Source organism: Nonomuraea rhodomycinica, assembly GCF_013363995.1.
Classification (GTDB): domain Bacteria; phylum Actinomycetota; class Actinomycetes; order Streptosporangiales; family Streptosporangiaceae; genus Nonomuraea; species Nonomuraea rhodomycinica.
The window spans coordinates 603580-617315 of the sequence record NZ_JABWGO010000001.1; the positions used below are offsets into that span (position 1 = coordinate 603580).

Below are 13736 nucleotides of genomic sequence, written 5' to 3' on the forward strand. Positions count from 1 at the left end.
CACCGCCGATCGGCGCGGCGGCTCAGACCAGGGAGGCCGGCTCAGGCGAGGGAGGCCGGCTCAGGCGAGGGAGGCCGGCTCAGGCGAGGGAGGCCGGCTCAGGTCAGGGAGGCCGGCTCAGGTCAGGGACGCCCAGGGCGCCGGTGGAGCCGAGGCGAAGAAGCGGAGCAGGCCCAGCAGCCAGCTGGCGGGCGGTGCGGTCCAGTGGCGTTCGCCCGGGCGCGGCACCGGGTCCGCCAGGCGGCCGAGGGCCCAGGTGAGATGGAACCACAGCACGCGCGCCTCCCAGCCTGAGGTCTCCTCGCCGCTCTCCTGCCGGTAGCCGTCGAGCGTGGCCGGGACGCCGGTCAGCGGCAGCTTGGCGAAGTCGGCGGCGGGGTCGGCCCACTGGGCGTCGCCCCAGTCCACGATCGCCTCCAGCCGAGCGGTCCCCGGGGAGATGAGCAGGTTCTGCGGAGCGATGTCGCCGTGGACCAGGACCACGGGAGGGTCCGCCGGGAGACGCGCCGAGAGCCGGTCGAACCAGCCGGTGAGCCAGCGGGCGTGCTCGGCGTCGAGCCAGCCCTCCGTACGGAGGCGGTGGGTGAGCGTCCAGGGGTCGGCCGCGCCGTCGTCCACGGGGAGCGCGGCGAGGGCGGGGGCGGTGGCCGGGGACAGCCGATGCAGCTTGGCCAGCTCGCGCCCCACCTGGCGCAGGACCCGCTCCGTGCCGGCGGCGGGCAGGGCCAGGTCCGCGAGATCGCTCCCCCGCGCCCGGGTGAGCAGCAGGTACGGCACGTCCACCACCGAGCACGTGTCGTCGAAGAAGACGACCTCCGCAGTGCGCACCCCCGCCCGCCGGGCGGCGGGGATGACCACGGCCTCCTTGACCAGGTCGGGCAGGAACCGCTCGGCCCTCGGGACGCGCAGGACCAGGCCGTCCCCGAGCAGGTAGACCCGGTTGGCCGACCCCGCCGGAAGCGGGCGCACCCGCCCGGCGGCGACCCCGTGCCGTCCGGTCCCCCCGCCCGAATCCTCCCGATCCCGGGCGAGCCAAACTTGAACTGTTCCAGATTAGAGGACTATGTTGGCCGTATGGCGTCCGATTTCGAGGCGCACTTACGAGCCGTCTCGCCGCGTGAGACCCGGCCGCTGCCGGCAGCGCGCGCCGCGCTGTGCGTGCGCTGAGCAACGCCGGTCCGGCGCGGCGTGTCGAGCCCGCCGGTGCGAGCGCCCGCCACGAGGCACGCGTGGGAGACAACCACCGCCACGTCGGGTGCCGTTCCCGCGGCGCGGTCGCGGACGTCGGCCGCGCCACCGGCCACGCTCCTCAAAGGCATGTTGACCAGTGATCCGGAAGTTCGGAAGGAAACAGATGAGCGACCCTCAGGACAACGCCCCTTCCAGCGCGCAGGGAGTGGACCAGAAGGCGGCGGCCGGCTGCCCGGTCGCGCATGACTCCGTGACCGCGCACGGCAGTGAGAGCGAGAACCCGGCCATCGACTCGCCGACTCCCAAGACCGGCGGCCGTCCGCGCACGAACCGGGACTGGTGGCCCAACCAGCTCGACCTCTCGGTGTTGCGCGCGCACTCGTCCAAGGGCAACCCGCTGGGCGAGGGCTTCAGCTACGCCAAGGAGCTGGAGAAGCTCGACGTCGAGGCCCTGAAGCAGGACATCATCGAGACGCTCACCACCTCGCAGGACTGGTGGCCGGCCGACTTCGGCCACTACGGCGGTCTCATGATCCGGATGAGCTGGCACGCCGCGGGCACCTACCGCATCCACGACGGTCGCGGCGGGGCGGGCGACGGCTCCCAGCGTTTCGCGCCGCTCAACAGCTGGCCCGACAACGCCAACCTCGACAAGGCCCGCCGGCTGCTGTGGCCGGTCAAGCAGAAGTACGGCCAGCAGATCTCGTGGGCCGACCTGCTCGTGCTCGCCGGCAACGTCGCGCTGGAGTCGATGGGGTTCAAGACCTTCGGCTTCGGCTTCGGCCGCGAGGACGTGTGGGAGCCGGAGGAGATCTTCTGGGGCCCGGAGGACGCCTGGCTCGGCGACGAGCGCTACGTCGACGACAGCCAGATGGTGCCGAACTTCGGCGCGACCGAGATGGGTCTCATCTACGTCAACCCGGAGGGTCCCCGCGGCAACGCGGACCCGGCCGCGGCGGCGCACTTCATCCGCGAGACCTTCGCCCGGATGGCGATGAACGACGAGGAGACCGTCGCTCTCATCGCCGGCGGCCACACGTTCGGCAAGACCCACGGCGCCGGCGTCGCGGACGGCCACGTGGGGCCGGAGCCCGAGGCCGCGCCGCTGGAGGCGCAGGGCCTGGGCTGGCTGAGCACTCACGGCAGCGGCAAGGGCGCCGACACGATCACCAGCGGTCTCGAAGTGACGTGGACCGACCGGCCGACGCAGTGGAGCAACCGTTTCTTCGAGATCCTCTTCGGCTACGAGTGGGAGCTCACCACGAGCCCCGGCGGCGCGAAGCAGTGGGTCGCCAAGGACGCCGAGGCGATCATCCCCGACGCCCACGACCCGTCGAAGAAGCACAAGCCGACGATGCTCACGACCGACCTGTCGCTGCGCGTCGACCCGGTGTACAACAAGATCTCCCGCCGCTTCCTCGAGCACCCCGACGAGTTCGCGCTGGCCTTCGCCAAGGCCTGGTACAAGCTGCTGCACCGCGACATGGGCCCGGTCAGCCGCTTCCGCGGGCCCTGGGTCCCCGAGCCCCAGCTGTGGCAGGACCCGGTGCCCGCCGTCGACCACGAACTCGTGAGCGACGCCGAGATCGCCGCCCTCAAGACGAAGGTCCTGGAGTCCGGCCTCACGACCGCCCAGCTGGTGTCCACCGCCTGGGCCTCGGCCGCGAGCTTCCGGTCCACCGACAAGCGCGGCGGCGCCAACGGCGCCCGGATCCGCCTGGAGCCGCAGCGCGGCTGGGAGGTCAACCAGCCCGAGCAGCTCGCGACGGTCCTGGACACCCTCGAGGGCATCCAGCGCGAGTTCAACGAGGCCGGCGGCGCGAAGATCTCGCTCGCCGACCTGATCGTGCTGGCCGGTTCGGCCGCCGTCGAGAAGGCGGCCCGCGAGGCCGGCGTGACGGTGACGGTGCCGTTCCGCCCGGGGCGCACCGACGCCACGCAGGAGCAGACCGACGTCGAGTCCTTCGGGGTTCTCGAGCCACGGGCCGACGGGTTCCGCAACTACCTGCGTCCCGGCGAGAAGACCCAGCCGGAGGTGCTGCTCGTCGACCGCGCGTACATGCTGAACCTGACGCCGCCCGAGATGACCGTCCTCATCGGCGGCCTGCGTTCGCTCGGGGCCAACTTCGGGGGTTCGCGGCACGGCGTCCTCACCGACCGGCCCGGCGTGCTCACCAACGACTTCTTCGTCAACCTGCTCTCCCCGGGCACCCGGTGGAAGGCGTCGGAGTCGGAGGAGCACGTGTACGAGATCCGCGACGCGGCCACCGACGAGGTGAAGTGGACCGCCACCGCGGTCGACCTCGTCTTCGGCTCGAACTCGCAGCTGCGAGCCCTCTCGGAGGTCTACGCCGGGCGGGACGCCCGCGACAAGTTCGTGACCGACTTCGTCGCGGCCTGGACCAAGGTCATGGAGCTCGACCGCTTCGACCTCGCCTGACCTTTCTCCACCGATCTCCACCGATCTCCACCGATCTCCACCCGACGAGCCCGGCCGAGTCACCATGATCGGCCGGGCTCGTCCCGCGTCCGGCGCGGCCCCTCTGTCCTCAGTACACCTCGCTCTTGTCGGTGACGATCTCGTCGAGCAGGGCGGTGGCGTCGGAGTACCGCTGGGCCGTCGAGCTGTCGACCGGCAGGGCCAGGGTGGCGAAGCCGTACCGGACGGCTTCGCCGACCGTGCGCGTCCCGAGCCGGCGGGTGAGCTCGCTGTCGATCCGCGTGGAGGCGTTGACCTGCCGCGCGGCGAGGTCGAGCAAGGTCGCCAGCAGCTGGAACCTGGCGGGACCCGGCTGCGGCCCGCCCGCCGAGAGCACGGCCCCGGCCTCCGCGTTGTCCAGCGCCCCGTCTCCCGAGCTGTCGAACTGCTGATAGGTGGCCTGAACCCGGGCCAGCAGCTCGGCGGTGCGCTCGTCCGGGTGGGTCTTCCAGTAGCCGTGCGAGCGCGGGTCACGGGTCGGCGTGACCTCGGTGATCGTCGTGGTGGCCGTCGCGGTCACCGGCTCGTAGGCGCAGCCGTTGACGTTGCCGTACGTCACGGAGGCCTGGTCGGCCAGTTTGTCCCCGGCGGAGAACAGCAGGCCGGGCCGCGCCGTGAACTGCACCGACCGGGTGGCGCCCGCGGCCAGCTCGCCCAGCGACCACGTCAGCGTCGTCGTCCCGTCGGCGTTGCGGGTGACCCCGGTCGGACGCGGGCCTGTGCCTTGGTCGAGGGCCTGGCTGTAGTAGACGTCCTTCGGGAGCGTGTCGGTCAAGGCGACGCCGGTGGCCTTGGCGCTGCCGACGTCGGCCACCTTCAGGTCGACCGTGATCGCCTCGCCAGCGTCGACCGTGGCGGTCGCGCGCTTGTCGAGGGTGAGCCTGGGGGCGTGGACCTTGGTCGTGGCGGTCGCGGTGTTGTTGTCTGTTCTGGCCTCGGCTCCGCCGGCGAGGTCCTTCGCGGTCACCTCGGCCTTGTTGGTCAGCACGGCGGCGTCTTCGGTGGCGCAGGGGATCGTGTAGGTGAACGTCTCCGTGCTCGTACCACCCGCGCCCAGCTGTCCGACCTGGCGCGTTCGCGCGTCGCCGGTCGGCGGGGTGTCCGTCACGACGATCGCGGTCGCCTGGCCGGTGCCGATGTTATCGAGCCTGACCGGGTAGGTGAGGGTGTCGCCGGGCTCGGCGTCGGCCTTGTCGACGGTCTTCTTCGTGGCGATGTCGGGGTCGTAGGAGTTGAAGAACGAGATCTCCTGGCGGATCACGGCGGCGAAGTCCAGTTCCTTCTCCACGCCGCCGCTGGCCCCGGCGCAGGTGGGCGCGGACGCGGGCCAGCTGCTGCACGCCCAGCCCAGGCGGTCCGGGGACTGCGCCCGGAACCTGATCGCGGGCCAGTCGTCGTGGTCCCTGAGGGTGGTCAGCCCTTTCTCGGCGTTGAGGTCCACGCTCACGTTGCCGGTGTCGATGATCGGGACGTTGGTGCCGGGCGTGCGGTTGTCGTTCCAGTTGAGCGGCCCGTTCCCGGCGCCCGCCCGGAGCGGACGGAAACCGCTGCCCGGGTTGGCGAGGTTGTCGGTCCACCAGAACGTCCAGTCCGTGCCGTCGCCGATTCCCGCGGACTCGTTCAGCCCGCCGTCCTTCAGGTCCTCGTTCAGCGGGGGCAGCTTGCCGTTGGACAGGCCCAGGCGTACCGCGCCCACCTTCCAGTCGCGGAGCTGGTTGACCAGCAGCGGCGGCGGGCTGTTCGGGATGCCCGTCTGGAAGAAGTAGTTCATGACGCTGAGGTAGTTGGGCTTGTAGTTGTCGTTGTTGTCGCCGCCGTGCCGCAGGGCCAGGGCGTGGAAGAGCTCGTGCAGGATGGTGCCGGCCTGGTCCTGCTCGGTGCCGACCTTGGCGTCGGCGTCGCCCGTGCCGGGGGTGAGCACCTGGATGTCGGTACGGTGGGCGCTGGTCGTGTCGCACCGGCGGTTGTCGCCGACGTGGATCTGGGTGCCGACGGTGACGTCGTCACCCCCTGCCGTGGTCTGCAGGGTGTCGTCGCCGCCGTAGTCGCGGGTGAAGTCGGCCACGCACATGGTCCGCCATGAGCCGAGGGTGACGATGAAGTCCTTGTTGTTGTCCCGGGTCGGTTCGCAGCACTGGCCCGAGGTGCCCGGGTCGCCGAGGAGGTCGTGGGCGAAGATCCCGTAGTGGGCGTAACGGGCCAGCTCGACGGGGAAGTCGGCGTTTCGCGCGTTCCGGTAGTCGTTGCTGTTCAGGCCCATCTGCTGCTGTTCGGCGAGTTGCGTTCCTTGCAGGTAGACGAAGTCGATGCCGGCGCGATGGGTCCCCGGATAGGGGCATGGATTCGTGGCCGGGAACGGAGCGGCGTCGAGGGTGTCGCGGACCAGGGTGATCGCGCCGGGCTTGGGCTGGTGGGAGTGCCGGGTGGCCGGGTTGGTGTCGGCCATGTAGTCGAGCTGCAGGATGATCGTCTTGCGGCACGGGTCGGCGCCGAGCGCGGGCAGGTCGGCGATGACGCCGCCGCCGCGGTTCCTGACGCCGGTCAGTTCGACGATGTCCGGGATGCCGTCGCCGTCGGTGTCGGGCATCTCGGCGGTGGCGGTGATGCCGATCCTGGTGATCCGCCCGTCGTTGTCGCGGGGGAAGCCGTGGTCGCCGTCGCCCTCGACGCAGGTCTCCCCCTTGGCGGTCTGCCCGTCGGACCTCACGCAGGGCGTGCCGAAGACGATGTCGTCGCCCGACAACGTGCCGGAGCGCAGGTCGTAGACGAGGTTCAGCTCCAGGTCCTGGTCGCGGGGGCTGATGTCCATCCGGTCGTCGTTGGTGTTGAGCCCGCCGTCGTAGTCCCACAGCGTGACCGTGATGTCCACGGTCGGCTTGTCGCCCGGGAGGTCGTCTTTGGTGAAGGTCCAGCCGTTGGGGGCTTCCGGCAGGCCGAACGGTTCGAACTCGTCGTCCTCGATTCTCGGGCCGATCTCCAAGGGGCCGTCGGCGATCCGGACCTTGGGGTAGTAGTCGCCGTCGCCCACGCCGCCGCTGTCGGGGTCCTCGATCTGGCGGAGGTACTCGATCTTGAAAGTGACCTTGATGCCGGGGGCGGCCGCGGCCGCGGGGGCGGCGAGCGCCGGGACCAAGGCCAGCAGCAGCACCAGGATCACGGCGAACGATAAAGGTTGTCGCGTGTCACGCCTGAACCGACTGAAGCCCATGGTTTCCTCCCTTGGAGCGCTGCCACAAGGAAGCGTCCGCCGAGGGCGAGGCCCGCCGCCTGAGTACCCCCTACCTAAGTGGGTGTCACCGCTTCGGGGACACATCCGAGGTCGTTTCCGTGGGAGAGCGCGTCACCTGCGAAGTCCTCGCCTCCGACACCCATGACGGCGAAGCCCGCCTGTCGCTGCGCGCCACCCGGCCGGACCCGTTCCAGCAGTTCGCGCGCCGCGTTCACGTGGGGCAGATCCTGCACGGCCCGGTCACCAAAGTGGCGCCCTTTGGTGCCTTCGTCCGGGTGGCAGACGGCGTTGAAGGCCTGATTCGCCTCGGCGAACTCACCTCCCGGACCTCAGAGGTGTCAGGCGTCGCGGTTCAGGTCGGTGACGTGGTCACGGTGATCATCATCGAGATCGACACGCTGCGGCGCCGGCTCGCCCTGTCGGACAAGGCTCCTGTCTGGAGGCAGCGAAGATGACAGTGGAGCCCGCTCCCAAGCTGAGCGCTGTCGCTTCGATGGGTGTCGAAATACCGGCGCTCCTGTCATCGAAGTTGGCAGTATCCGGTCGAAGATCATTCCTCTTGAGCGAGGGCCATGACTCCGAAGTTCATGATTATTCTGGCCCAGGGTTGAGGCCGGCCCCGGGGCTGTGGCGCTCCCCCAGGGGCGTAGTTCTTCGCCGGCCAGGCGCAACGCGGCCCCGGGCGGGGTCATGGCCTTCGGCAGCATCACCACACAACGGACCGCGACAGAGTCAGTCCTGAGCTCCGGTGTCAATGCCGTCGACGGTCAGGTCCGTCAGCGCCGCGATGGCCGCGCCGACGGTGGTACGCCCCCGGTTCAGCTCCGCGGCGATCGCCTCGGCCGCGCCCAGCACGCCAACGCAGCGGAGCCGGAGGGCTTCCTGCGTGAGCCCGGTGTACGGCCGCAGCGCGGTGACCATCAGGTCCGTGTAGCTGTCCAGCAGCTCGCGCTCGATCTCCTCCATCTCCTGGCTCCCCTTGAGCGCGGCCGAGATGGCGGTCCACTCCGGCATGTCGGTGGCGCAGGCGAAGTAGGCGACGCTCAGGACGCGGGCGATTTCGCGAGGGACGGCCGGGGCGTCGCGCAGGGCCTCCTCCGCGGCGGCCCGGTGCCGCTCGTCGAGCCGCCGGTAGAGCGCGATCAGCAGGCCGGGGCGGGTGCCGAAGTGGTCGTAGACGATCGGCCTGCTCACCCCGGCGGCCTCCGCCAGGCTGAGCAGCGTGAGGCTGTCGGTGCCGTGGGCGCGCACGATCGCCATGGCGGTATCGAGCAACTGCTCCCGCCTGGCCGGCTTGGACAGGCGAGTCGATCCCGTGGCCATCGTCCTCCCTTGCGTCACCTCTCAGCTTAAGCTACAAAATGAAACCTACAGAATGTAGGTTAAGGAGAGGGGATCACCGTGGAGCACTCCGTACTGATACTGGGCGGATCCGGCCAGGTGGGCGCCGGGACCGCGACCCTCCTGCGCCGGTGGTACCCGAAGCTGCGGCTGACGATCGCGGGCCGCGATCTCGGCCGCGCCCAGCGGGTCGCCGACGAGCTCGGTGGCGCGGCAGCCGCAACCATCGATCTGCGGCGAGGCGACCTCGGCCTCCAGGAGACCGAGGGCTACTCGGCGGTCGTGGCAACGGTGTGGGACAGCCACCTGAACGGACTGCGTTTCGCACAGGACCGCGGCCTGCCGTACGTCAGCATCTCCAGCGGCCTGGTCGACATCGGACCCGAGGTCGTCGCCGCCGGCCTGAGAACCGGCGCAACGCCGATCCTGCTGGCCAGCCACTGGTACGCGGGGCTCGTCGTCCTGGCGGTGCTCGGCCTCGCCAGGGAGTTCGACCGGCTCGACACCATCGAGGTCAGCGGCGTGCTGGACGAACAGGACGGCGGCGGGCCCGCGGCCATGGCGGACATGGAACGCCTGCTGGGCGCCACCTCAGCGGGGCACATCCGCCGCGACGGCGTCTTCCACTGGGTCAGCGGCCCCGACGCGGAGGTGGAGGTAACCGGCGTCGACGGCACCGTGCTACCTGGCCAGATCGTCCCCATCCTCGATGTGCCAAGCCTGGCCCTCGCGACGGGCGCGCCCAACGTCCGCTTCGCGTTCGCGGTCGGTGAGTCGATGGGCAGGCGGCGCGGCGGGCCCGCGTCCGCGGAGGTCAGGATCGACCTCGAAGGCGTGGACCGCGCGGGCGCGCCGCTCAGGACGAGCCGCTACCTCTTCCACCCGGAGGGGCAGCGCTCCCTGACGGCGCTCGGTGTCGCCCTCGGCGTCGAGCGACTGCTCGGCCTGCGCGGCGCCCCCGTGCCGCCCGGACTCCACACCCCCGAGGCGTTGATCGATCCCGGGTACGCGGCCGAGCGGATGGCGGAGATCGGCACCACCTTCGTCGGCGCGCACGGCGATCGCTGACTGCGGCGATCGCCGGCTGCGGCTATCGAGAATCGCGGGCGGCTGGGCGCCCATCCCAGTAGCGGCCTCAACCGCCTCGCACATTTCCGCAGTCGCGACGATGCCGTATGCCAACGTGCGGACATCACCAGAGGTCCCGCGGACATCCAGCCCTAACGCCTCGACGATCGCCCACGGCGGGCATCCATTGCGTACCGCCAACCGATCCACCCAGGATGCGAACGCCTCGCCAGGCACTGGAGCAACTACCAGCGCCAACTGCCGAGGCCTGATCGCCACCATCCTGGCTGAACCTCCTGCCGTACACGCGCCTACTGACATCCCCGTGAGCGTGGGAGCGATAGATGGTCATGGGGAGCGATTGTTGGCCCATCGCAAGAGCGGGTTACTGCCCTGCTGCGACCGCTGGTCCGGAGCCGGACCCCCGCCAGCAGACCGCGAGACGTAAGGAACCCGAACACTGCCTTGGAATTCGGGCATCTAGCGCTTCACCAACAGATCCAGGCGTCCGGTGCCGAGGGGCAATGCGTTGGCGGCCCCTTGAGGACGTTACGACCGAGGTGCACAAGGACGTTCACGAAGAAGTGCGCCGTAGGGACTCCGGCGATCTGCAAGATGATGAGGATCCCCACAACCTGGCCTGCTGCTATCAGGCGTTGCCAAGAGCTGGGGGGTCGCGGCAGATCAGGCACTTTCAACGTACGTCGAAGACGCGGGGGGAGCAGCCAGCGCAGAATGCGAAACGTTCGGATCGCTGGCCTCCAGCCAACGGTCGTGACGAAGACCTCAAGACTATAGAGACCGATCATCATGACGATCATGGCCCAGCCCCACCAAGAGCGGGCTGGCAATTGCAACATGGCGGCCATGAACCAGAGCCCTAGCGCGGAAAGTATCGGCCGCAACGATTCCCGGATTCGGCCAATCGGAAGAGAAGCGTCTGCCGCGGCGGTCGTGGAGTCTGGATGCAGCGTGCGTATCTGGCCACGTACCTGCAGGTAAGCAAGCGCCACCCCTACCACGGCCAGTACGACCGAGATGGCGCCAGCTATCGCTCCGAGAGCATCCCAGCTCATCCTGCACTCCTCCCCATCTGTCCTGTCCGTGTGACAAACAGTGTGAGCAGCCACCTTGCGGTAGCCAAGGCGTAAGCAATCGAAATCGTCTACCTTCTCTTCTCCCTTCCCTGGGAGGAAGTGGCCCTCCATGGGATAGGTGGCTGGCCCGGTTATTGAGGCACTGGTTGCGAGATCTCGGCTCGGACTGATTAATTGTCGAGCGTGCTGTCGATGTGTTCCGCCAGCTGACGGGCGTGGCGCAGGAGGATCTCCTTCACGTGCGCATAGTGCCGCTTTGGGCGGACGGCTTGAAAGTGATACCAGGTGTCTTCGTGGCGCCAAGCTTTCCGGACGCCTGAGGGCTGTGCGGCCTCGATCGGTCGCGGGACGAAGAGGTGTTCACCTTAGGTGACTTGGGCCGAGACCAGCACGGACGCGGTTTGGCGCTTGCGATCTCCCAGATCTGGCTGGACGGGGCCCGGGGTTGGTGGGAGTTCGGCGACCATGGAATTCCACGTGTCCTGGTCCAAGGACCAGCGCCGAAGACCAGAGCGGCGGCGCTGAAAGTTCACCTTGTTCGGTGCGGCCTCAATAGTGTTCAGGACTCGCAGCACCGAGTCGTTGAACGCCTGCGGGTCCGGCGACCGTCTCGCCCAGGAGTGAACTGCTCCTGCTGCGGCATAGACGCTGCCGTTGCGCGAGTCGGAAACGATGCCGAGAAACGCAGCTGCGTCCCCGAGCGAACCGCCCGAGATCATCTGGACAGGTCGGAGCATGACGGTTCGTCGCAGGAGTGCGGGGTTGATCTCGCCCAGGTGGCGGAAGTTCTGGTTATACCAGGGTTCAGGCAAGAACGCCGGAATGAGTTCCAGCCTCAGCGTCGTCGTCGAGTGACTGGCGAGGCGTCGACCTCGGAGAGCGCCCTCGCCTCGGCGAAAGCCTGTGAGTAACGGATCGCAAGCATCGTTCAGCCCATCGGAGCAGCGAGGCCGCATGCGCTGGATGAGATAGCCCCATGGGGTGAAGCGGGTTTGTCTTGTGCTTTCGGGGACGAGCGGTCGCAGTCGGGCCCGGACGTCGGCAGGGCTGGGAAGGCTGAGTATCTGGTCGGCGATGGACAACAGCCCGGAGCAGGCGCCCTTCCTGCAACAGGCCCGAGCCAGGGGTGTCGAGACCGATGAGGATGAGGGTGACGTGCATGCTCATGAACGCGCGGATGAGGTCGAGCACGTCCTGGTCATCGGCGCGGTGCGTGCGTAACCGGGTGATGTCGTCCAGCACGAGCACCTTCGTGCCGTGGTCGTTGAGGGACTGGGCGACCTGGCGGATCAGCTCGGGCAGCTCCATGTTCCCGGTGTCGGCGCCGTAGACGTGCATGGTGGCTTTGCAGGTGGACTTCGGTTTGGCGGTGATGGGCGTTTGGACGTAGGCGACCGGGGCGTGCAGATCCCTGGTGCCGGCGTGGCACTGGGCAGGTGCAGGTGTGCGTCCAGCCAGAAGTCCTCAAAGGCGGCGCAGACCTCGCAGACCGTCTCCGTCTTGCCTTGGAATCCCCCGCCGAAGACAATGATCCCGGATCGGGTGGCCGGCTTGTGCTTGAGCGCGTGGGACTCGATCCGGGCACGTAGCAGCTTTTCCACCGCGGTGCTCATTGGCGTCGCGATCACTGGCAGGTTGGCGTGCGTCGCAGCGCGGTGCAGGTCGTGGAGCATCCGTCGGCGCGGCGACAGCAGCCACCACTCGGCGAGGCCGAGCTGCGGGGCGGGGATGAAGAGGCCGCGGCTGGTCCGGTAGTGCTCCCTCCCGGCCAAGGGGTCCCGGAATGGGACCTCATCGGGCAGCACGAAGGACTCCGGGCCTCGGCCGTCCGCTTTTCGAACGGACGTCATGGGCTGTCTTCTCCGTGCTCGGGCTGGGTCGGCAATGCCTCGTCATCGTCGTCGTGTATGAGGAAGATGCTCTTGCGGCGCAGCGCGTCATGCAGAAGCGGAGGTGGTTGCGGTGGTGAGGTGACCACAGCCTCGCGACGGCGGCGCCGCTCCGCGTCGATCTCCTCTGCCGCCTGGCGGGCCTGCTGCGGCCAGGCCAGAATTCCCCCGCCGATGTCCGCCACATCGCGCTCCATCGCCGGGGCCACTGCGAGCCCAGCGCCAGCGACCCCAGCGATCGCTCGCCGGCGGTACGAGCAGAGAACAGCTCCTCTAAGCCACAGGTCTCCGACCGCACTTCAGGTAAGTCGCCAACCGTCACCACTCAACCACAGCACCCAGGAACCAGCCGTACCATCGGTTTCCGCAAAGAACACGGGCCTGTGAGGGCTCTGTCTCTCGTGACGGGGGCGGGGGTGGCCAACTACCACTCTCAAAGTGGCCAGCTACTGCTCCCACTGGCCATCTATCGCTCATACGCTCACCCCGATGGCTTACTGCCGAGTCCGCTGACATCTCCCGTGCCGTACTGACATCTGCAAGCGCCTCAGACAGCTCCCTGGGACCGGCCGGCCCTTGACGCGTTAAATGAATGATCTTTTAATTCGTTCATGGGGCGCATCCCCGGCGTCACGGCCGCAGAGACGCGCGAGCGCCTGCTGCGCGCCGCCGCCGACGTCTTCGCCCGGCGCGGGTACGACGGCACGCGCGTGGCCGACATCGCCGCCGCCGCGGGCGTCAGCAACGGCGCCCTGTACGCGCACTTCGGCTCGAAGGCCGAGTTGCTCGTCGCGGCGCTGCGCGCCCACGGGCGGCGGCTGCTGGCCGACCTGCTCGCCGCCGACCCCGACCGGTCGGTCGCGGACCTGCTGCTCGTTGTAGGCCGGTGGCTGCCCCGCCGCCGCGACCCCGACGGCCACCTGATCGTCGAGGCGCTGGTCGCAGCCCGCCGGGACGAGGAGGTCGCCCGGCCGATGCGCGACTACGTGGGCGAGCGCGCCGACTGGCTCGCCGCCCTCGTACGCGCCGCCCAGCACGGCGGAGAACTGGACCCCGCGCTGTCGCCGGACGCGCTCGCCCACTTCTGCCTCCTGCTGGCGATGGGCAGCGCGCTCGTCACGCCGGACCTGCACGCGGTCGGCGACGAGGAGTGGGCCGCGTTGCTCACCCGGGTCGTGACCGCGCTCGCCCCACCCGACACCCGTCGAAGGACCCAGCGAAGGACCGAGGAGAGCATCGCGGTGAAAGTGCAGATCGACTCCGGGCGCTGCCAGGGGCACGGCCGCTGTTACACGCTGGCCCCCGGCCTGTTCGAGGAGGACGACGAGGGTTACGGCCGGGTGGCCCGCGACGGGGCCGTACCGGCCGGCGAGGAGGACGCCGCGCGCCTGGCGGCGGCCAACTGTCCTGAGCGCGCCGTCGACCTGGGCGAGGGGGCGTGA

General features: G+C 69.4%; 11 protein-coding genes. 5 read left to right on the plus strand and 6 right to left on the minus strand.

All coding sequences use genetic code 11. The annotated features are described in order from the left end of the window. Window positions 1–117 precede the first annotated feature (117 nt). On the minus strand, window positions 118–969 hold the full coding sequence (locus HT134_RS02915; protein WP_175598677.1) for a phosphotransferase family protein: 852 nt from the start codon (window positions 967–969) through the stop codon (window positions 118–120). Between the two features lie 385 nt (window positions 970–1354). Here HT134_RS02915 and katG point away from each other — a divergent pair, with 385 nt between their 5' ends. Beyond that, the gene (gene katG / locus HT134_RS02920) at window positions 1355–3631 is read left to right on the plus strand and encodes a catalase/peroxidase HPI (RefSeq protein WP_175598678.1); all 2277 of its coding nucleotides are present in this window, start codon (window positions 1355–1357) and stop codon (window positions 3629–3631) included. A gap of 109 nt (window positions 3632–3740) precedes the next feature. On the opposite strand, the gene HT134_RS02925 is transcribed toward katG, so the two are convergent. Then, window positions 3741–6827, minus strand: coding sequence for a CARDB domain-containing protein (locus tag HT134_RS02925; RefSeq protein WP_175598679.1), 3087 nt, complete (start codon window positions 6825–6827; stop codon window positions 3741–3743). A 170-nt stretch (window positions 6828–6997) separates the two neighbouring features. On the opposite strand from HT134_RS02925, the gene HT134_RS02930 reads away from it, so the two are divergent. Next, window positions 6998–7354: a S1 RNA-binding domain-containing protein gene (locus tag HT134_RS02930; RefSeq protein WP_312887932.1), complete on the plus strand. Its 357-nt coding sequence runs from the start codon at window positions 6998–7000 to the stop codon at window positions 7352–7354. A gap of 277 nt (window positions 7355–7631) precedes the next feature. Here the strand turns inward: HT134_RS02930 and HT134_RS02935 are convergent, their stop codons facing one another. Next, window positions 7632–8222, minus strand: a complete 591-nt coding sequence (locus tag HT134_RS02935; RefSeq protein WP_175598681.1) for a TetR/AcrR family transcriptional regulator — start codon at window positions 8220–8222, stop codon at window positions 7632–7634. 78 nt (window positions 8223–8300) lie between these two features. Here HT134_RS02935 and HT134_RS02940 point away from each other — a divergent pair, with 78 nt between their 5' ends. After that, window positions 8301–9308, plus strand: coding sequence for a saccharopine dehydrogenase family protein (locus tag HT134_RS02940; RefSeq protein WP_217707159.1), 1008 nt, complete (start codon window positions 8301–8303; stop codon window positions 9306–9308). A 488-nt stretch (window positions 9309–9796) separates the two neighbouring features. On the opposite strand, the gene HT134_RS02945 is transcribed toward HT134_RS02940, so the two are convergent. Then, window positions 9797–10384: a hypothetical protein gene (locus HT134_RS02945; protein ID WP_175598682.1), complete on the minus strand. Its 588-nt coding sequence runs from the start codon at window positions 10382–10384 to the stop codon at window positions 9797–9799. A 386-nt stretch (window positions 10385–10770) separates the two neighbouring features. Further along, window positions 10771–11217: a hypothetical protein gene (locus HT134_RS02950; protein WP_175598683.1), complete on the minus strand. Its 447-nt coding sequence runs from the start codon at window positions 11215–11217 to the stop codon at window positions 10771–10773. A 262-nt stretch (window positions 11218–11479) separates the two neighbouring features. On the opposite strand from HT134_RS02950, the gene HT134_RS45205 reads away from it, so the two are divergent. Further along, a complete protein-coding gene (locus HT134_RS45205; protein WP_246363525.1) occupies window positions 11480–11626 on the plus strand; it encodes a hypothetical protein in 147 nt (48 codons plus the stop codon). Between the two features lie 625 nt (window positions 11627–12251). On the opposite strand, the gene HT134_RS02960 is transcribed toward HT134_RS45205, so the two are convergent. Continuing rightward, window positions 12252–12479 carry a hypothetical protein gene (locus HT134_RS02960; protein ID WP_175598684.1) on the minus strand — a complete coding sequence of 76 codons (228 nt, stop codon included), beginning with the start codon at window positions 12477–12479 and terminating at the stop codon, window positions 12252–12254. 426 nt (window positions 12480–12905) lie between these two features. Between HT134_RS02960 and HT134_RS02965 the strand changes: the two genes are divergently transcribed. Continuing rightward, on the plus strand, window positions 12906–13736 hold the full coding sequence (locus HT134_RS02965) for a TetR family transcriptional regulator (protein ID WP_246363526.1): 831 nt from the start codon (window positions 12906–12908) through the stop codon (window positions 13734–13736).